Raw genomic sequence first — 19,055 nt, forward strand, 5'->3', positions numbered from 1 at the left:
TTCTAAAAGCTAATTCTAGCCCTGACTGTTTAGGGCGAGTATACTGAACCCAAACAATCATATAGTTAGCTTCAAATCATGAATGTATTGGTACTTCCTACCACCGTTTTTTATCTGTTAGCCGCTTACGTATGTATAAGTGGTTTACTGAATAAACAAAGCGGAGCCAACAAATGGCTATGGCTCAGCGCTGGCTGCGCAATGCTACTGCATGGCATTTGGGAAGTAGAGCATTTATTTTTGGCGCAAGGCCAAGATTTAAGCATCTTTAATGTAGCGGGTTTGGTCAGCTTGCTGATTGCTCTCACCGTTACCGCTTTAGTTAAACCATTCAAACTATGGTTTATTTTACCGGTGGTGTACCTATTTTCCATTGTGAGCATGTTATTAGCGGTAATGATCCCTAGTGACTACATCATTCATCTGGAGTTAAAACCGCAAGTACTGATCCACATCAGCGTTGCCTTAGCCGCCTTTACAGTTCTCATGATTGCAAGCTTGTATGCCTTGCAGATGGCTTACTTAGACTGGACTTTAAAACGCCACAAGCCTGGGGCAATTCACCCAGCAATGCCTTCTTTAATGAGCATTGAGAAACAGTTATTCACCTTGATTCGGGTTGGGCTCATACTGCTTAGCGTGTCGTTATTAAGCGGCTTTGTATTTTTAACCGACTTTTTTGCCAATGGCCGTGGCCATAAAGCAATATTCAGCTTAATTGCTTGGTTTATCTACTCAAGCCTTCTTTGGGGACACCACTATCGAGGCTGGCGCGGGAAAATGGTCGTGATCATGACGGTAATTGGTTCAATCTTGCTTAGTTTGGCCTATTTTGGCTCACGCTTTGTTAAGGAAATCATCCTCAACTAAAATGAGACCTTGACAGCCCTTTGGGGCTGCATATAAATTAGCCCTGTTATATTAATCAAGGACTCTCCTGTTTGGACGACATATCTACGAGTAGCTTACTGCTACTTCTCGTGTTCCTCATAATTTGCTCTGCTTTCTTTTCTAGCTCCGAAACTGGCATGATGTCGCTTAACCGCTACCGCCTGCGGCATTTAGTTAATACTAAACATAAAGCAGCTAGCCGAGTAGACAAACTGCTAGATCGCCCCGACCGATTAATTGGATTGATTCTAATTGGCAATAATCTCGTTAATATTTTTGCTTCGGCCATCGCCACCATTATTGGTTTGCGACTGTTCGGCGATGTAGGGGTAGCTATCGCTACGCTTGCACTTACTTTTGTCATTTTGATTTTTGCTGAAGTAACGCCCAAAACCATGGCTGCGCTTTATCCGGAAAAGATTGCCTTCCCCGCTTCAATATTGCTACGCCCATTAATGAAATTATTGTTCCCATTTATTTGGGCTACCAATGGCGTCACTAATGGCCTGTTGCGTTTATTAGGGGTAAACCCCACAAACAAAGATGATGAAGCACTAAATCCTGAAGAACTGCGTACCGTAGTTGACCAAGCTGGCACACTTATCCCTAAGCGTCACCAAGACATGCTACTAAGCATTTTGGACCTAGAGAAAGTGACGGTTGACGACATTATGATCCCGCGCAACGAAATTGCCGCCATCGATATCAACGATGATTGGGACAGTATTCTTCGCCAGCTCACTCAAAGTACTCACACCAAAATTTTGTTATTTCGCGACACCATTGATGATTCGGTAGGCTTTGTCCACTCACGTGATTCGCTGCGACTATTATCTCGAGAGCAGTTTGATAAAACCTCGATGCTACGTGCCGCCAAAGAGATTTACTTCATCCCCGAGGGCACACCTTTAAATGTGCAGCTATTGAAGTTTCAGCGCCGTAAAGAGCGAATTGGACTTATTGTGGATGAATATGGCGACATCCAAGGCTTGGTAACGTTAGAGGACATTCTAGAGGAAATTGTTGGTGACTTTACCACTAGCATTGCCCCCGACCCTAGTGATGAAATCCATCCACAAATTGATGGCAGCTATTTGATCGACGGTGCTGTGAATATTCGAGACTTGAATAAAGAAATGAGCTGGAGTTTACCCATCGATGGCCCTAAAACGCTAAATGGTCTGATTGTGGAACACTTAGAAGACATTCCCGAAGCTAACTTATGTTTACGTTTAGCGGGTTACCCCATCGAAATAGTCGAGATAGAAAACAACACTGTAAGCTTGGCCCGAGTCATTCCAGCGTTTTACAGCAAGCCTAAAAAATAAATTCATCTATCAGAGATACAAAAAAGCCAGCTAAGTGCTGGCTTTTTTAGTGGCGAAATACGGCTTAAAGCTTACCAAGAATCTCGTCAGATAATCCCAGTTCATCATTTTTGTTTACGCTAATACCGCGTTCAATGATACTAGTAGCAATGCTCTTCGCTTCGTCTAAAGAGTGCATAGCATAAGTGCCACATTGGTATTCATTGAGCTCGGGAATGTCATTTTGATTAGCTACAGCAAGTACATCATGCATAGAAGCTAACCAAGCGTCGGCAACTTGTTGCTCGCTAGGGCTACCAATTAAGCTCATGTAAAAGCCAGTGCGGCAACCCATTGGCGAAATATCGATGATTTCTACGTCGGCAGAATTTAAGTGCTCACGCATAAAGCCGGCATAAAGGTGCTCTAAGGTATGAATACCTTTCTCAGACAAAATCTCTTCGTTAGGCACACAGTAACGTAAATCAAATACAGTAATAGTGTCTTTGCTAGGCGTAGACATGGTTTTGGCAACGCGAACCGCTGGCGCATGCATGCGGGTGTGGTCCACGGTAAAACTATCTAATAAAGGCATGATTTTCTCTCTTCATATCTCAGCGTAGCTGAGACTCATTATTTGGGTGTATTTAAGCAAAGAATAATCGCCATAGCCAGCTACTATCTAGATCGTCTTTACACTTATTATACTGGGCAGCATAGCGTTTCGATCGCTGGTCTACTGTACCCGCTACCTTCACCAACCATTGTTTCTGGTGATAAGTACCACGTTTATAACCGCCCCAGCCTTCGTGATAGTTTAAGTACTGATTGCGCGCATCCCACTTCGATACCCCGTTTATTTTATGGGTTTTGTTGGTAAACCAGCCCATAAAGTCGATAGCATCGTCGAAGTTAGTTCGTGACGACCAAGAGTTGCCAGTTTCACGCACGTAGTCATCCCAGGTCATGGTTTTAGCTTGGCTATAGCCATAAGCGCTACTAGCACGGCCTACAGGAATAAACCCAAACCAATATTGCATTGGGGGGCGAGCATTGTGCTTGAAGCTGGATTCTTGATACATCATCGCCATAGGAACATGCACAGGGGTGCCCCACTTCTTGTTCATCTTCTTAGCTGATTTATACCAATCGCGCTTTTCTTCAAAAATGCTACATAGGTTCTCAGGATCTTTGGGCGGCGCACTGCTGCATCCTGCCAATACACCTAAACCCAAAACTACCATGGCTACCTTAGCCCACTGAACAAGCGATACATCCCTACTTATTGGCATTCTCAAAATACTTCGTTAAAAAGTGATCAAAATCGAGGTCATCACTAGCTTCTATTGCTTGTTGCTCAGCAAAGCTTTGTTCAGCCATCGCGCTAAAGTCTTGATCTTGCCAGTTATTAGGCTTATGACCAAGCATCTCTTCGCGATATTGTGCAGCCCATTGCAAGCCCAAGCTGCTGTTGTCTACCGATTGTGATTTTAACAAACGTAGAAAACGTGAAGAGTATGTATTGTCATTAGCAACATCGGCTATCGCCTGCTCTAGCGATACACTAAAGTCCGGCTCAGCACGCTGAGTATCAAGCAGTTGCGCGGCCTGTTGCATCTTAGCTAGCAAACTTTCGATGTGTACTGGCAAGCTTTGTTCTTCACCGGCAATGGTGAGTGACAATTCAGGGTTACGCCCTTCAATAGCCACCGCATTAAAGTTGTCACGACACGCTTGTAACTCCTCTTTGCACATTTCAGGTGAGTCCATCAAAACGCAAGCTAGCAACAAACTATCTATCACTCGCACCTGCGCCTCGGTTACACCTACAGCATCAAAAGGGTTAACATCTAGCGCTCTAATTTCGATGTATTCAATACCATCTTGAGCTAGAGCTTGAGAAGGAGTTTGACCAGACTTAGCAACACGCTTGGCCCGAATAGGCGCATACAACTCATTTTCTATCTGCAATATGTTGGCGTTTAGCTGACGATATTCACCATCAACTTTAACCCCAATCTTGGCAAACTCTTCAGAATGAGAACTCACCGCTTTGCGAACGCTTTGTACGTACTCACTAACGCTGTTGTAGTTAATATCTAGCTCATGTTGGGCCGAACTGGTGTAACCCAAGTCACTCAAGCGCAATGAAGTGGCGTAAGGTAAATAAAGTGTACCTTTAGCCATTTTCTCAAAAGCGAGTTGGCTCTCGCCAGCGTTCATGAATGAACCACATAGCGCCGGTGAGGCTCCATAAAGATAAGCCACCATCCAACCATAGCGATAAAAGTTACGAATTAAAGCCATGTAACGTTGCGAGATGTACTCAGAAAGCGGCTGTTGGTCGCCATCAACTTTTTGTAGTTGCTGCCAAAAGCTTTGCGGCAATGAGAAGTTATAGTGCACACCAGAGATCACCTGCATGGCGCTGCCATAACGATGACGTAGCCCCTGGCGATAAGCATGTTTCATCTTACCAATATTTGATTGGCCGTAATCCGCTAACACAATGTCTTGCTCGTCACCAATGTAACAAGGCATGCTCAAAGGCCACAAGCGTTGTCCATCAAGCTGCTTTAGTGTTTCATGGTGAATATCGGTGAGTCGAGACAGCACCTGTTCAACGCTGTCTGAAACCGGAGTGATAAACTCTAACAAGGTTTCTGCGTAATCGGTGGTAATTAGAGGGTGAGTAAGTGCTGAACCTAATGCTTTAGGATGGCCATTAGGTGCTAACTTTCCCTGTTCGCAAATGCGTAAAGCTTCACGTTCAATACCGCGTTTAATGCCAAGCACTCCGGTATCTGCCATTGCTGCGCTCAATTGCGTCAGCCGAGTAGTAAACTGTTGAGTCAAGTTGAACTCACTATCTTGTTAAAACGCTTAATGTGGCAAAGCATAGCGAGATCGCTCATGTTTTGCCACCACTGTGCGTTGCTACGTTACAATGCAAGTTCTTGAACTGGCATACCTATTTTCTTTAGCTCTGGTAGTAGCTGCTGTTTATCACCCACAACCACTACTATCATTTCTTCTGGTGAGAAGTACTTCGCCGCCAATTGCTGTAATTCAGCTTGGCTAATATTGGCGGTAATTTGATTCTGAGTGGCGACAAATTCTGGCCCCAAATCAAATGCCAACATTTGCATCAAAAATGAAGCTTTCTGCGATGGTGTTGCGTAGGCCAGGGCCTCTTGCTGAGAAACTGCGCTGCGCATGTATGAGAGTTCTTCATCGCTTGGGCCAGTTTTTGAGTAAGCTTCTAGCTCCGCCAACAACTCTTGAATGGCCGATGCGGTGGCATCTTGTCGCACATCGGTTGAGATAACAAAGCTACCGCTATCTTTAAAACCGCCAAATCCACTACTTACGCCATAGGTATAACCTTTGTCTTCACGTAAGTTCATGTTAATTCGACTATTAAAGTTGCCGCCAAAATTAAAGTTCATCAAGTTAGCTTTAAAGTACTCACCGGTAGCATCGTAAGGCATCGCTAAACGGCCAATCCGAATCACCGACTGCACCGCACCCGGCTTATCGAGCAGGTAAATGGTGTTGTTGTCTGCAGAAGGTTTCGCCGTTAAATGAGCAGCCTTACTCGCCTCGCCTTGCCATTTTTGTTGTAAAGGCTGCAATGCCTTTTCAATCTGTGCTTGCTTGAGGTTGCTCACAGCAACAAGCTGGCTGCCGTTTGGTTGGTAATGCTGTTGCCAAAACTGCTTCACATCTTCTAAGGTGAGCGCAGCTACGCTGTCGCGGCTTCCCCAGCTAGAGGTTGCTAGACGGCTGCCTTCACCAAAGAACAAGCTTTGACTGGCGATACTGGCTAGCCAATTTGGCTGATTAAATTTCTGCTCGATACTTTGTAGGTGGCGTGCTTTTTCACGCTCGAACTCGGCACTATTAAATGCGGGGGTTAATAGGCGCTGCTGCAAAATATCCAGAACCTGAGGCAAGTTCTCGGTTAATGAAGACAGACTAATATTTTGGCTGTATAACCCGCCACTAAAGCTAACTGACGCGCCCAGCTCTGTAAGTTGATCTGATATCTCAGCGGCGGTGGTTTGCTGGGTGCTTTGCATTAACATTTGCGCAGTGAGCTTAGCCAAACCTTCTTTGCCTTTGGGCTCTGAAATACTGCCGCCGGGTAATCGAAACTGCAGGGTAACCGTAGGCGTCGGCTGCTCTGAGGTACCTAATACCTGCAAGCCATTGGTTAACTCTGCATGCCATAATTCCGGTAATTTAACAGCCACAGCAGGGCCAGAAGGCGGCTCTATACTGCGGTCAAAGTTATCTTTCACTTCGCGCAGTGCTAGCTCACTGTCATCAATGTGCTGCTGCTCAGGCAAAGTGCGCGGAGCGGGTGTAAAGTTGTCTTTGCCAGCAATTAATTGAGGTTGCCCTCTTGGTACCACACTCATCACCACCCGAGGTTTACCTATGATGTAATGCTGATAAGCCTCTTGAACCTGTTGATCGTTTACATTTTGAAACTGTTGCAGTACTTCACTGATATATAAAGGCTGTTCAAAGAAGGTTTCGCCAAAGGCAAGCTGAGTGACCACATCAGAGACACTTTCTAAGCTGTAAATAGTTGAAGCTTTAAGCGATGAGCGAACGCGTTGTAAATCTTCTGCGCTTACTCCGCGCTCTGCAAAATCGTTAATGGCTTGGTCAACATCTTGCTCCAGCTGGGCCAAAGTTAAGCCAGCTTGCGGATTAGCACGCACATAAATCGACAATGTACAGGCCATTTCGCGGCAATAATGCGAGCTGCCCGCAGACAAGGCTTTACCTGATTCAACCAATGATTGATGCAGCAGTGAGCTTTTGCCACCACCTAAAATCTCAGAAAACATATCTAAGGCGACTTCGTCTTCAGCACCGGCATACACCGTGGGATAGCTGATATAGAGCAAAGGGATATGGATACGATCTTCTAAAGAAATATAGCGAGTTTCACTAAGCTTGGCTGGGCTTGGAGTAATTTTGGGAATTTCGGGGCCACTGGGGATACCACCAAAATATTTGTTTATCCACTCTAAGGTTTGTAGCTCATCAATATCACCACCAATGCTTAACACCGCATTATTTGGCCCATACCAACGAAGGAAAAATGCCTTTAAGTCATTTACATCTACCCGATTTAAATCTTCTATGTAGCCGATAGGTTGCCACGAGTATGGATGTTCTCGGGGGTAAAGCGCTTCGTCTACCCGCTCTGACAATAAACCGTAAGGAGCATTGTCGACTCGCTGTGCACGTTCATTTTTTACGGTATCGCGCTGGATTTCGAATTTTTTCTGGCTTACCGCTTCGAGTAAAAAGCCCATTCGATCGGCCTCTAACCACAGTACTTTCTCCAGCTGATTAGCTGGAACAGTTTGGTAGTAATTGGTGCGATCTTTTGTAGTAGAACCATTCATGGTTCCGCCCGCTTCATTAATAATGCGAAAGTGCTCTTGGTCTCCGACATGCTTAGAGCCCTGGAACATCATATGTTCAAAGAAGTGGGCAAAGCCCGATTTACCCGGTTCTTCGCGATTAGAGCCAACATGATAAGTAATATCTACATGCGCTAAAGGCGCATTATCATCTTGATAGAGCAATACCGTTAAGCCATTAGCTAAGCGATACTTTTTGTAAGCTATCTGGATGTCGCTATTATTGGCCTGTGAGGTTTCGACTAACTCCACCCCTTTGGGTAGCTCAACTGAAGAGTTAGGGTCTATCTGAGTACAAGCAGCTAACCACAGAATGCTAAGCACACTTAACCATCTAAGCACTATATTGACCTCTCTAATCATTTATTAAATATTCACAACTGCGTTGCCTAATGCCAACAGCAAAGCGTAACGAATAGCTTTGCCAATAAGCATGGCAATAGTGCTTTGCCAAACCGGAAGCCTAGCCGCGCCCGCAACAAAACAAAGCGCATCGCCAATTACCGGAGCCCAGCTCATGAGTAAACTCCAGGCTCCGTATTTGACCAACCAAGGCTTAGCCTTGGCTTGTTCGTTCAAGTTAGGTAACCAACTAAAATGCCTATTACCAAAGTAAAAAGCGCCCCAGCCCATCGCAAAGGTGACCAAGCCACCTAGGGTATTGCCTAAGGTAGCTACCACTAGCAAGCTGAGCCACTGTTCAGGAACTTGGCTGGCTAAACCCAACAACACAACTTCTGAGCTACCGGGTAACAAGGTAGCCGATACAAAGGCGCTAAAAAATAAAACAACTAACAATAGAACCGCCTAATCAACAAAATAATTCGCTGGCCATAAGTTTCTTACATCAACCACCGCCATCCCGGCGGCTTTAGCAGCCTCAATGCCGGCATCAGCGTCTTCAAATACCAAGCATGCTTGCGGTTCTACTTGCATCAATTCTGCACACTTTAAGAAGGTATCAGGAGCTGGTTTATGGGCAGCAACGAGATCGGCACCAACAATCGCCTGCAACTTGTCAGCTATACCTAATTTACTGAGTATCATCTCGGCTTGCTGCTGGCTCGCACCTGTCCCTACCGCCATCAGTTTTTCACCTAAAAAATGCTCATACACTTTAATTAAAGGTGTTGGCAGTATTTCACGATTCACTAGTTGGTGATAACACTGCTCTTTAGCTTCAACCACTTGGTTAACATCTATCCCCTTTATATGGGCATCCGCAAGCAAGTTTTCAACTGTTTGTAAGGTTGGCATACCGCTCATCGCCAGCATTTGCTCTGAGGTGAAAGGAATAGAAAACTGATCGAGAGCAGACTGCCACGCGTTTTGATGATGTTGCATGGAGTCAATTAAGGTTCCATCCATGTCAAAAATGAAAGCGGCATAGTTTTGGTAATCTTGGAAGTTCATAATCTACTCTGTATGCGGTCGGACTGAACAGCAGCCGATGTAGCCTGCATCATACCAATTAGCGGCGATTTAACTAGAATATTTTATTAAGCGTGGTAACACGGGAAACCAGCAATGAAAGTAAGTTGAGTAAAAACGAGTAATCTGTGTGAAACGTAGCGAAGTTAATGATTTGCTTATACCAATCGTACTAAGTAGCTATTCATTCTATCTGGTTAAAATGCTCGATAACTACGTTAGGATTTTTGATTGTAGAATAACTACTTATAGAAAAATCCTGCCTTATTCTCGAGTATTTTTCCTGCGTTATTTCTGATCACTTACTTAGTGTGATTGGTATTACTTCAATTTGTAAGTAATGAAGGTAAACTAAAAGTTCTTCAATTACTTAAGTGACCCAGTAGGTACAATTATGGTGCGATTTTTCTTGTTGCCCTTGTTATTAACCATTTTATGGACACTGTTTCTATTCCACTACGGTTTAAGCTTTAAACAAGGTTTAAAAGGCTACTATTGGATTATTGGAATTAGCAGCGCATTGATCGGTTTTTTCTCATTAATGATTTGGCTAACCCATTAGCTAGACATAAAAAAAGCTTGCCGAGGCAAGCTTTTTATTTAGCGCTTGAGTATTAACCAACTAAAGACAGCAATACACCCGCGGCTACAGCACTACCTAGTACCCCAGCAACGTTTGGCCCCATTGCATGCATCAACAAGAAGTTATGAGGGTTTGACTCCAAACCAACCTTGTTTACTACACGTGCAGCCATTGGCACCGCAGATACACCAGCAGCACCGATCAGTGGGTTAATTTTACCGCCACTTAAACGGCTCATTAGCTTAGCCATTAATACGCCTGAAGCAGTACCAATACCAAATGCCACAGCTCCTAAACCAAGAATACCTAAAGTTTCTACGGTTAAGAACTTATCTGCAGATAACTTAGAACCTACCGCTAAACCTAAGAAAATAGTTACTACATTGATTAGCTCGTTTTGCGCAGTTTTACTTAAACGGTCAACTACGCCACTTTCACGCATTAGGTTACCTAAACAGAACATACCTACTAAAGGCGTTGCTGCTGGCAAGAACAAAATGGTTAAGCCAAGTACTGCGATAGGGAAAACAATCTTTTCTCGCACGCTTACCGGACGCAATTGCTCCATTTGAATTTCGCGTTCTTCTTTAGAGGTTAAGGCCTTCATAATCGGCGGCTGAATAATTGGAACCAGCGCCATGTATGAATAAGCAGCTACCGCAATCGCACCTAATAAATCGGGTGCAAGTTTAGAGGCAAGGAAGATAGCCGTCGGACCATCTGCACCACCAATAATGGCAATCGCAGAAGCGTCAGCCAGCGTGAAATCAAAACCTGGGATCATGTTTAATAAAATTGCGCCAAATAGCGTTGCAAAAATACCAAACTGAGCCGCAGCGCCTAGCAATAACATCCTTGGGTTTGCGATAAGCGCACCAAAGTCAGTTAATGCACCTACTCCCATAAAGATAAGTAGTGGGAAAACACCGGTTTCAATTCCTACATGGTAAACGTAGTAAAGCAAACCACCTTCATCGTTAAACCCAGCATTTGGAATATTGGCCAGCACCGCACCAAAACCAATGGGTAATAATAATAAAGGCTCAAATTTACGCACAATTGCCAAATACAGCAGTAGTAAACCTACTGCCATCATCACTAATTGTGCAGGTTCGAAGTTAGCTAGGCCGGTTTCCAGCCATAGCTTAGTAATTCCTTCCACGTTCTCGCTCCCTTATGCGATGCTAAGTAGGACTTCACCCACTGCAACCGCATCACCTTCTCTAACTAATACCTCGTCAACAACCCCGGTTTTAGCGGAACGGATTTCGGTTTCCATTTTCATTGCTTCCATAATCAGCAATACATCGCCCTCTTGCACATTGGCACCAGGCTTAGCGAGAACTTTAAAAATGTTACCCGCTAAAGGAGCTGGTAGCGCTTCGCCTTTGCCACTGGCAGCTGGTGCTGCTGGAGTGGCCGCAGCTGGCGCTGAGCTGGCTACTGGTGTTACGCCATCAATAGACCCCTCTGGGCCAACATCTACGGTGTACAGCTGACCGTCTACTCGCACCGAGTAAGTTTCTACCGCGCCAGGTTTAGCAGGAGCTGCTACTTTGACGTCATCAGCGCTTGGTACTGGCTCAAAGGCATCTGGGTTGCCACGATTCTCTAGGAACTTAAGGCCAATTTGTGGGAACAATGCGTAGGTTAAGGCATCGTCAATTTTGTCTTCAGCTAGAGTAAAGCCTTTTTCTTTGGCTAGTTGCTCAACTTCGGTTTCAAGACGCTCCATCTCTGCTTGCAGTAAATCAGCAGGGCGACAGGTAATAGCTTCGGCGCCATCAAGAACACGCGCTTGTAACTCTGCATTCAGCTCACCAGGCGCTTTACCGTATTGACCACTTAAGATACCTGCGGTCTCTTTGGTAATCGTTTTGTAACGCTCACCGGTTAAAACATTAAGCACTGCTTGGCTACCTACAATTTGCGAAGTAGGTGTTACCAATGGAATGTAACCTAAGTCTTTACGTACTTTAGGGATCTCAAGTAATACTTCATCAAGTTTATCTGCAGCACCTTGCTCTTTAAGCTGACCTTCCATGTTGGTTAACATGCCACCAGGTACTTGCGCGATAAGAATGCGTGAATCAACACCTTTAAGGCTGCCTTCGAACTTAGCGTACTTTTTACGTACTTCACGGAAGTAAGCGGCAATAGATTCCAGTTTAGTTAGGTCTAAGCCAGTATCGCGTTCAGTGCCTTCTAGCATTGCTACAATGGTCTCTGTTGGGCTGTGACCATAAGTACAGCTCATTGAAGAGATGGCGGTATCAATAATGTCTACGCCTGCTTCAATGGCCTTTATGTGGGTCGGTAAGCTTAAACCGGTAGTTGCATGACAGTGCAGCGCAATTTCCACATCTGTTTCAGCTTTAAGGCGCTTAATCAAGGTTTCAGCTTCATAGGGCTTTAATAAGCCCGACATATCCTTAATTGCAATTGAGTGACAACCAATGTCTTCTAAACGCTTAGCTAAGTCTACCCAGTTATCCGTGGTGTGAATTGGGCTAGTAGTGTAAGAAATCGTACCTTGAGCGTGTGCGCCGCAATCAAGAGCAGCTTTTACCGCCGTTTGGAAGTTTCGTGGATCGTTCATCGCATCGAAGATACGGAATACGTCCATACCGTTTTTAACCGCTCGCTCAACAAAGCGTTCAACTACGTCATCGGCGTAGTGACGGTAGCCTAGCAGATTTTGGCCACGCAACAGCATTTGCTGTTTAGTATTTGGCATGGCTTTTTTCAGCTCACGCAAACGCTCCCATGGATCTTCACCAAGGTAACGAATACAAGCGTCAAAGGTTGCGCCGCCCCATGTTTCTAAAGACCAATAACCAATTTGGTCGAGTTGCTCAGCAATAGGCAACATATCTTCAATACGAAGACGGGTTGCTAATAATGATTGATGCGCGTCGCGCAATACAACATCGGTTAATGCAAGTGGTTTAGACATTGCGTTAAATCCTCTTTTAGTTATTGGGCCTTCCGGTACTGTTGAACAGCTGCTGATATAGCGGCTACTACAGTGGCGTTATTGGCAGGTTGGGGAGTTGGAGACGAGGTTTGCGTTGGTTCCGCTACTTCAGCTAGCGGTGGCGCTAGCTTAGCTAAGCCATTTACCGCAACAATAAGTAGCGATAAAAAAGCGAATACGGCGATCATCCCGCCCCCCATTAACGTTGCTGCTTCCACTAACAGCTCAGTCAAATCCATCATATTATTAATCCACATCCTTTGAGATTGGCGTAAGAATTACATGCTAAACAACAAAAATCAAACTTGATTTTTGAATAATTATTCAAAACCTTGGTATTGTTAACTTTATTTTGCCAATGACAAAATTCGCAATTATACGCCACATCGCTCATTACACAGCTTAAACCGCCAAACGATAACATTTAGTTAACAACTGATTTACAGCTGTACGACAGCATAATTCATTAACTAATCTAGCAGCTTAGCTACCTCAAAAGTAGTAATGTCGATCACAAGAGATGCAATTTTAAGATGAATAAGAGGTGAATAGTGATCTAGGGCGTGAAAGAGGATAAATAGAAAGAGAGAAAATGGCGCGCGTGGAAGGATTCGAACCTCCGACCGCCTGGTTCGTAGCCAGGTACTCTATCCAGCTGAGCTACACGCGCGTGGGTTATGAAACAAAGCCTAGAAGAGAATGGGCAATGCATCAAATAAAAACAGAAAATGGCGCGCGTGGAAGGATTCGCACCGCCGACCGCCTGGTTCGTCGCCAGGTACTCTATCCAGCTGAGCTACACGCGCGTTGAAATCGATGGCGGTGAGGGAGGGATTCGAACCCTCGATAGGGCTACAAACCCTATACTCCCTTAGCAGGGGAGCGCCTTCGGCCACTCGGCCACCTCACCTCGATTTCCTTCAGCAAGCTCGCCCAAGGGCAAACTAAAGAAGAATGGCGCGCGTGGAAGGATTCGAACCTCCGACCGCCTGGTTCGTAGCCAGGTACTCTATCCAGCTGAGCTACACGCGCGTAGGTAACACTTCAATAAAAAAAGCTCACATTAACTATGAGCTTTTTAAATAATGGCGCGCGTGGAAGGATTCGAACCTCCGACCGCCTGGTTCGTAGCCAGGTACTCTATCCAGCTGAGCTACACGCGCGCAGAAAACACTTTGAAACAAGAATGACGAGTCACTCTTTAAAATATGGCGCGCGTGGAAGGATTCGAACCTCCGACCGCCTGGTTCGTAGCCAGGTACTCTATCCAGCTGAGCTACACGCGCGTTGAAATCGATGGCGGTGAGGGAGGGATTCGAACCCTCGATAGGGCTACAAACCCTATACTCCCTTAGCAGGGGAGCGCCTTCGGCCACTCGGCCACCTCACCGCGATTTCGGATGCAGATATTACTGCTTCCAAAAATATAGTCAAACCTTTTTTACCACTTTTCTCTTGTTCGTTCAGCTTTCGAACAGTTGGCTATGTATTTGTTTAGCAACTGACTACAAAGCAAACGTTCTGGCTATTGAGAGGTGAATTTGTGGCCGCTGCTCATCAACATCAAAAGCCTAAAAAAACAAAAGGAAGCCAGAGGCTTCCTAAAGATAAATCTTGGCAATGTAAGGCTTGCTTAGGCGCCGGCACTTTTCTCTGCTTGAATGCGCATGTAGATCTCTTCACGGTGCACAGATACTTCTTTTGGTGCGTTTACGCCGATACGTACTTGGTTACCTTTAACACCTAATACAGTTACGGTTACTTCATCCCCAATCATTAACGTTTCGCCTACACGGCGCGTCAAAATTAGCATTCATTATCTCCTTAAATTCATATTCTTGTTCTTTAGCGACTTATCTAAGCTGTTATTTTTCTGCTATTAAGCGTATAGACTAGCTTGTTTAAGCCAAAGAGTCATTATTATTGCTCTAGGTTATATGCACTATGCAAAGCACGTACAGCCAACTCTAAATACTTTTCGTCTACTACAACCGACACTTTGATTTCAGAAGTCGAGATAAGTTGCATATTAATGCCCTCGTCTCCTAAGGTTTCAAACATGGTTTTAGCAACACCAGGATGGTTCATCATGCCCACCCCAACGATAGAAATTTTTGCCAAGGAATCTTTACCTTGAACTTCACGTGCGCCTAGTTTGCTAGAGGTTTCTTCTAGTAACTCTTTTGCTCGCTTGTAATCATTACGGTGAACCGTAAAGGTAAAATCTGCCGTATTATCGCCCATCGAGTTCTGAATGATCATATCAACGTCAATATTAGCATCACCAATTGGTGCCAAAATTGATGCAGCAACGGAAGGTTTATCTGGTACACCCAAAATAGTTAAACTTGCTTCATCACGATTAAATGCGATGCCTGATATTACGGGTGACTCCATTTTATTTCCCTCATAACTAATTAAGGTGCCATTACCTTCAGTAAAACTCGATAGAACACGCAACGGCACATTATATTTGCCGGCAAACTCAACAGCGCGGATCTGCAAAACTTTTGCGCCTAAACTGGCCATTTCCAGCATTTCTTCAAAAGTAATGCTCTCTAAACGGCGAGCTTTAGGCTCTACCCGTGGGTCAGTGGTGTAAACACCATCTACATCGGTGTATATCTGACACTCATCGGCTTTAAGCGCGGCGGCAATAGCCACTGCGGTAGTGTCTGAACCACCACGACCCAAAGTAGTAATGTAGTTGTCTGGGCTCCTACCTTGGAAGCCAGCAATCACCACCACTTTATTGTCTTTCAAGTGTGCGTGAATATTGTGGTCGTCAATATCAGTAATACGCGCTTTACCATGCGCATTATCGGTATGCATGCGGATCTGGTCGCCAGTCATAGAAATCGCATCACAACCTTTCTTCTGCAGTGCGATACTCAGCAAGGCAATAGTGACTTGCTCGCCGGTAGATACCAATACGTCTTTTTCTCGCTCACTGGCGTTTTCATCAATCTCTTGGGCCAAGCCTAATAAACGGTTGGTTTCACCAGACATTGCTGAAAGGACAACCACGATGTCATCGTCCGCTTCTTTACAGCGAATAACGCGATCAGCTACGGCTTGGATACGCTCTAAAGTACCTACCGAAGTGCCGCCATATTTTTGAACAATTAGTGCCACTTGCTTTCCTTTTTCTCTAACACTTAATGTATAACTATTTAAAGCTTCTCAACAAGCCACTCTTTCACTTCAGCTAAGGCTTTAGGTAAACCATCTGGATTTGAACCGCCGGCTTGTGCCATATCTGGACGGCCGCCACCCTTACCACCAACACATTGTGCAGCGATATTCACCATCTCACCCGCTTTAACGCGACCAGTAAGATCTTTAGTTACACCAGCAACCAAGCTAACTTTTCCGTCGTTTACAGTGCCTAGTAAAATTACGCCGCTTTCAAGCTTAACTTTGAGCTCATCAACGCTACTACGCAGTGCTTTACCTTCTGCGCCATCGATTAAAGCAATCAATACTTTCACACCATTAATGGTTTGTATTTGATCTGCAGCATCATTACTGGCGGCACTAGCTAACTTAGCTTTTAGCTGAGTTACTTCTTTCTCGAGCATTTTGTTGCGATCAACTAACTGAATCACTTTTTCGCCAATATTAAATTGGTCGCCTTTAACCAAGTTAGCAGCTTTTTCTGTCTCTTCGGCTAGGCGGTGAATCAAGTCGATAGCAAATTGACCGGTTACTGCTTCAATACGACGAACCCCAGCAGCAATACCTGCTTCGCTGGTGATTTTAAAGAAACCAATGTCACCAGTGTGGTTTACGTGAGTTCCCCCACATAGCTCAGTTGAGAAATCACCCATGCTTACAACACGCACGTCGTCGTCATATTTCTCACCAAATAAGGCCATCGCACCAGCCTGCTTAGCTTCATCAAGGTTCATTACCTTGGTCTCAACAGGCAGGTTGCGACGAATTTGTTGGTTTACTAGGTGTTCAACTTGGCGTAACGAGCGCATAGACACACCTTCAAAGTGTGAAAAATCGAAACGTAAGCGCGCCGCTTCTACCAAAGAACCTTTCTGAGTAACGTGCTCACCCAATGTTTGACGTAATGCAGCGTGCAATAGGTGTGTTACCGAGTGGTTTAGCGCAGTATTCCAGCGACGACGAGAATCAACTTTAGCTTGCACCTGCTGCTGAACATTTAAGTCACCACCTTGCAGGTAACCTTTATGTACAAAAGCCTTGCCCACTTTTAAGGTATCTTGCACAACAAAGCTTCCGCCTTGGTACATCAACTCGCCAGCATCGCCAGCTTGACCACCTGACTCGGCGTAAAACGGTGTTTTATCTAACACGATAATAGCTTGGTCACCACCGGTAAGAGACGATTGAGGCTCGCCATCTTTATACATTTCAACAATCTTAACGTCTGCTTCTAAGTGTTGGTAACCAAGGAACTCAGTCGCGCTGTCAATAATTAGATTGTCGTTGTAGTCGGTACCAAAGTTACTGGCTTGCTTCGCTCGCTCACGTTGAGCTTGCATGGCCGCTTCAAACTCGGCCTCATCTACACTTAACTCTCGCTCACGGGCGATATCAGCGGTTAAATCTGCGGGAAAGCCATAAGTGTCATAAAGCTTAAACACCAGGTCACCTGGAATAACCGAACCTTCCAATTCGCTAAGTGCTTCGTCCAAAATTAGCAAACCACGGTCAAGGGTTTTGGCAAACTGTTCTTCTTCTAGCTTAAGAACACGCTCAATAACCGGTAGTTGAGTTTGTAGCTCTGGGTAGGCTTCACCCATTTCAGCGATTAGTGCAGGCAACAATTTATAAAAGAATGCATCAGTAGCACCCAGCTTGTTACCATGTCGAACCGCTCGACGAATAATACGGCGAAGTACGTAACCGCGACCTTCATTAGCTGGCATAACACCATCTGCGATTAAGAAGCCACATGAACGAATATGATCGGCAATTACTCGCAATGATTTGTTTTCCAAATCATTGGTGCCAATAATTTTGGCAGCTGCTGCAATCAGGTTTTGGAAAATATCAATTTCATAGTTAGAGTGTACGCCTTGCAAAATGGCGGCGATTCGCTCTAAGCCCATACCGGTATCAACCGATGGGTTTGGTAAGGGCTCCATTGTTCCGTCGGCTTGACGGTTGAACTGCATAAATACTACGTTCCAAATCTCAATGAAACGGTCGCCATCTTCTTCAGGACTTCCTGGAGGACCGCCCCAGATATGTTCACCGTGGTCGTAAAAGATTTCGGTACAAGGACCACAAGGCCCAGTGTCACCCATTTGCCAAAAGTTATCTGACTCAAACTTTTTCTCTGGAGACTTATCGCCGATACGAATGATGCGATCTTTAGGCACACCAATTTTGTTAGCCCACAAATCAAAGGCTTCATCATCGGTTTGGTAAACGGTGACTAAAAGCTTCTCTTTAGGTAACTTAACAACTTCAGTTAAGAACTCCCATGCATAGCCAATGGCTTCTTCTTTGAAGTAATCACCAAAGCTGAAGTTACCTAGCATTTCAAAGAAAGTATGGTGACGCGCCGTATAGCCTACGTTTTCTAAATCATTGTGCTTACCGCCTGCTCGCACACAACGTTGTGAGCTAGTGGCTCGACTGTAATTTCGCTTATCAATGCCAAGAAATACGTCTTTGAACTGATTCATACCCGCATTGGTAAATAGTAAGGTAGGATCGTCGTGAGGGACTAATGAACTACTGGCAACTACTTGGTGATTTTTGCTGTTAAAGAAGCTTAAAAATGCATTTCTTACTTCAGCTGAAGTCATCTTCATGAAACTCTTTCCTGGGGGTTTGTAGCAACTCGACATAGCGGTGAAACCTAAAGTTTCCCGTCGATAAGCGCTAAAAAAGGTGAAACCGTTACTAATCGCGACAATATATCACGCAGACCTTTGCAGGCAAAGTGTTCGAGGCTTATTGCTGTTGTAGTTCGCTATACAAGATATTGATTAGTTCGAAATCGAAGCCTCGTCGAAACAAGTAGGCTGTACATTTTTGCTTTTGCATTCGGTCGCTGGGTAAACCTTGCTTAAATTTCTTGTTAAAACAAAGTTCGATGGCTTGGTACCAATCCCAGTCATCCTGTTCCAAAACTTCAATCGCTAAATCGCCGCTAATACCCTTGATTTGCAAATACTGCTTAATATAGTTTTTGCCATAGCCTCTGCTAACCCTAGCGCGGGTTAACGATGCAGCATAACTTCTATCATCTAACCAAGCATTTTGTTGCGCGTACTCTAGAGCATCACTAACTTCGTCATCTTGGTAGCCTTTTTGCCGCAGTTTTTGCAACAGCTGCAGTTGGCTATAAGAACGTCTTGATAGCAAGTCGATGGTGGTATGTAAGGCACTACGATTAGTCATAACAAAAAGGAGCCCTTAGGCTCCTTTAT

General features: G+C 44.8%; 16 protein-coding genes and 7 tRNA genes. 3 read left to right on the forward strand and 20 right to left on the reverse strand.

Annotation, left to right across the window (positions count from 1 at the left end; all coding sequences use genetic code 11):
• Nucleotides 1-78: 78 nt before the first annotated feature.
• Both ACYFDN_RS03415 and ACYFDN_RS03420 read left to right on the forward strand, forming a co-directional pair.
• Nucleotides 79-870 (forward strand): cytochrome C assembly family protein, encoded by a 792-nt coding sequence (locus ACYFDN_RS03415; RefSeq protein ID WP_152781607.1) that lies wholly within the window; start codon nt 79-81, stop codon nt 868-870.
• 71 nt (nt 871-941) lie between these two features.
• Nucleotides 942-2,219 (forward strand): HlyC/CorC family transporter, encoded by a 1,278-nt coding sequence (locus tag ACYFDN_RS03420; RefSeq protein WP_040307703.1) that lies wholly within the window; start codon nt 942-944, stop codon nt 2,217-2,219.
• A 64-nt stretch (nt 2,220-2,283) separates the two neighbouring features.
• Here the strand turns inward: ACYFDN_RS03420 and luxS are convergent, their stop codons facing one another.
• From luxS to ACYFDN_RS03450, 6 genes are all read right to left on the reverse strand, one after another.
• Nucleotides 2,284-2,793 carry an S-ribosylhomocysteine lyase gene (gene luxS, locus ACYFDN_RS03425; RefSeq protein WP_152781609.1) on the reverse strand — a complete coding sequence of 170 codons (510 nt, stop codon included), beginning with the start codon at nt 2,791-2,793 and terminating at the stop codon, nt 2,284-2,286.
• Nucleotides 2,794-2,845: 52 nt separating this feature from the next.
• A complete protein-coding gene (locus tag ACYFDN_RS03430) occupies nt 2,846-3,442 on the reverse strand; it encodes a transglycosylase SLT domain-containing protein (RefSeq protein WP_016403968.1) in 597 nt (198 codons plus the stop codon).
• A 34-nt stretch (nt 3,443-3,476) separates the two neighbouring features.
• Nucleotides 3,477-5,054, reverse strand: coding sequence for a glutamate--cysteine ligase (gshA, locus tag ACYFDN_RS03435; RefSeq protein ID WP_483509994.1), 1,578 nt, complete (start codon nt 5,052-5,054; stop codon nt 3,477-3,479).
• Between the two features lie 86 nt (nt 5,055-5,140).
• On the reverse strand, nt 5,141-7,987 hold the full coding sequence (locus ACYFDN_RS03440; RefSeq protein WP_483509995.1) for a M16 family metallopeptidase: 2,847 nt from the start codon (nt 7,985-7,987) through the stop codon (nt 5,141-5,143).
• A gap of 24 nt (nt 7,988-8,011) precedes the next feature.
• Entirely contained in the window at nt 8,012-8,443 is a 432-nt protein-coding gene (locus ACYFDN_RS03445; RefSeq protein ID WP_483509996.1) for a YqaA family protein, read from the reverse strand.
• A gap of 9 nt (nt 8,444-8,452) precedes the next feature.
• On the reverse strand, nt 8,453-9,058 hold the full coding sequence (locus ACYFDN_RS03450; RefSeq protein WP_483509997.1) for a beta-phosphoglucomutase family hydrolase: 606 nt from the start codon (nt 9,056-9,058) through the stop codon (nt 8,453-8,455).
• Nucleotides 9,059-9,470: 412 nt separating this feature from the next.
• On the opposite strand from ACYFDN_RS03450, the gene ACYFDN_RS03455 reads away from it, so the two are divergent.
• Nucleotides 9,471-9,638, forward strand: coding sequence for a hypothetical protein (locus ACYFDN_RS03455; protein WP_016403963.1), 168 nt, complete (start codon nt 9,471-9,473; stop codon nt 9,636-9,638).
• 52 nt (nt 9,639-9,690) lie between these two features.
• Here ACYFDN_RS03455 and ACYFDN_RS03460 read toward each other — a convergent pair whose 3' ends face one another.
• The 14 genes from ACYFDN_RS03460 to ACYFDN_RS03525 all read right to left on the reverse strand — a co-directional run bounded on the left by ACYFDN_RS03460 (nt 9,691) and on the right by ACYFDN_RS03525 (nt 19,026).
• Complete coding sequence (locus tag ACYFDN_RS03460) at nt 9,691-10,821, reverse strand: sodium ion-translocating decarboxylase subunit beta (RefSeq protein ID WP_016403962.1); 1,131 nt, start codon at nt 10,819-10,821, stop codon at nt 9,691-9,693.
• A 12-nt stretch (nt 10,822-10,833) separates the two neighbouring features.
• The gene (gene oadA, locus ACYFDN_RS03465; RefSeq protein WP_483509998.1) at nt 10,834-12,615 is read right to left on the reverse strand and encodes a sodium-extruding oxaloacetate decarboxylase subunit alpha; all 1,782 of its coding nucleotides are present in this window, start codon (nt 12,613-12,615) and stop codon (nt 10,834-10,836) included.
• 20 nt (nt 12,616-12,635) lie between these two features.
• Nucleotides 12,636-12,878 (reverse strand): OadG family protein, encoded by a 243-nt coding sequence (locus ACYFDN_RS03470; RefSeq protein ID WP_483509999.1) that lies wholly within the window; start codon nt 12,876-12,878, stop codon nt 12,636-12,638.
• 351 nt (nt 12,879-13,229) lie between these two features.
• Nucleotides 13,230-13,306, reverse strand: a tRNA-Arg gene (locus ACYFDN_RS03475).
• Nucleotides 13,307-13,365: 59 nt separating this feature from the next.
• A tRNA-Arg gene (locus ACYFDN_RS03480) sits at nt 13,366-13,442 on the reverse strand.
• Between the two features lie 11 nt (nt 13,443-13,453).
• Nucleotides 13,454-13,546, reverse strand: a tRNA-Ser gene (locus tag ACYFDN_RS03485).
• 45 nt (nt 13,547-13,591) lie between these two features.
• Nucleotides 13,592-13,668 (reverse strand) — tRNA-Arg (locus ACYFDN_RS03490).
• Between the two features lie 54 nt (nt 13,669-13,722).
• A tRNA-Arg gene (locus tag ACYFDN_RS03495) sits at nt 13,723-13,799 on the reverse strand.
• Nucleotides 13,800-13,845: 46 nt separating this feature from the next.
• A tRNA-Arg gene (locus ACYFDN_RS03500) sits at nt 13,846-13,922 on the reverse strand.
• 11 nt (nt 13,923-13,933) lie between these two features.
• Nucleotides 13,934-14,026 (reverse strand) — tRNA-Ser (locus ACYFDN_RS03505).
• A 243-nt stretch (nt 14,027-14,269) separates the two neighbouring features.
• Nucleotides 14,270-14,449 carry a carbon storage regulator CsrA gene (csrA, locus tag ACYFDN_RS03510; RefSeq protein ID WP_016402827.1) on the reverse strand — a complete coding sequence of 60 codons (180 nt, stop codon included), beginning with the start codon at nt 14,447-14,449 and terminating at the stop codon, nt 14,270-14,272.
• 107 nt (nt 14,450-14,556) lie between these two features.
• Complete coding sequence (locus ACYFDN_RS03515) at nt 14,557-15,771, reverse strand: aspartate kinase (protein ID WP_483510000.1); 1,215 nt, start codon at nt 15,769-15,771, stop codon at nt 14,557-14,559.
• A gap of 38 nt (nt 15,772-15,809) precedes the next feature.
• Entirely contained in the window at nt 15,810-18,434 is a 2,625-nt protein-coding gene (alaS, locus tag ACYFDN_RS03520) for an alanine--tRNA ligase (protein WP_483510001.1), read from the reverse strand.
• 142 nt (nt 18,435-18,576) lie between these two features.
• Nucleotides 18,577-19,026 carry a regulatory protein RecX gene (locus tag ACYFDN_RS03525; RefSeq protein ID WP_483510002.1) on the reverse strand — a complete coding sequence of 150 codons (450 nt, stop codon included), beginning with the start codon at nt 19,024-19,026 and terminating at the stop codon, nt 18,577-18,579.
• Nucleotides 19,027-19,055 lie beyond the last annotated feature (29 nt).

It is taken from the genome of Agarivorans sp. D1326 (assembly GCF_056958115.1).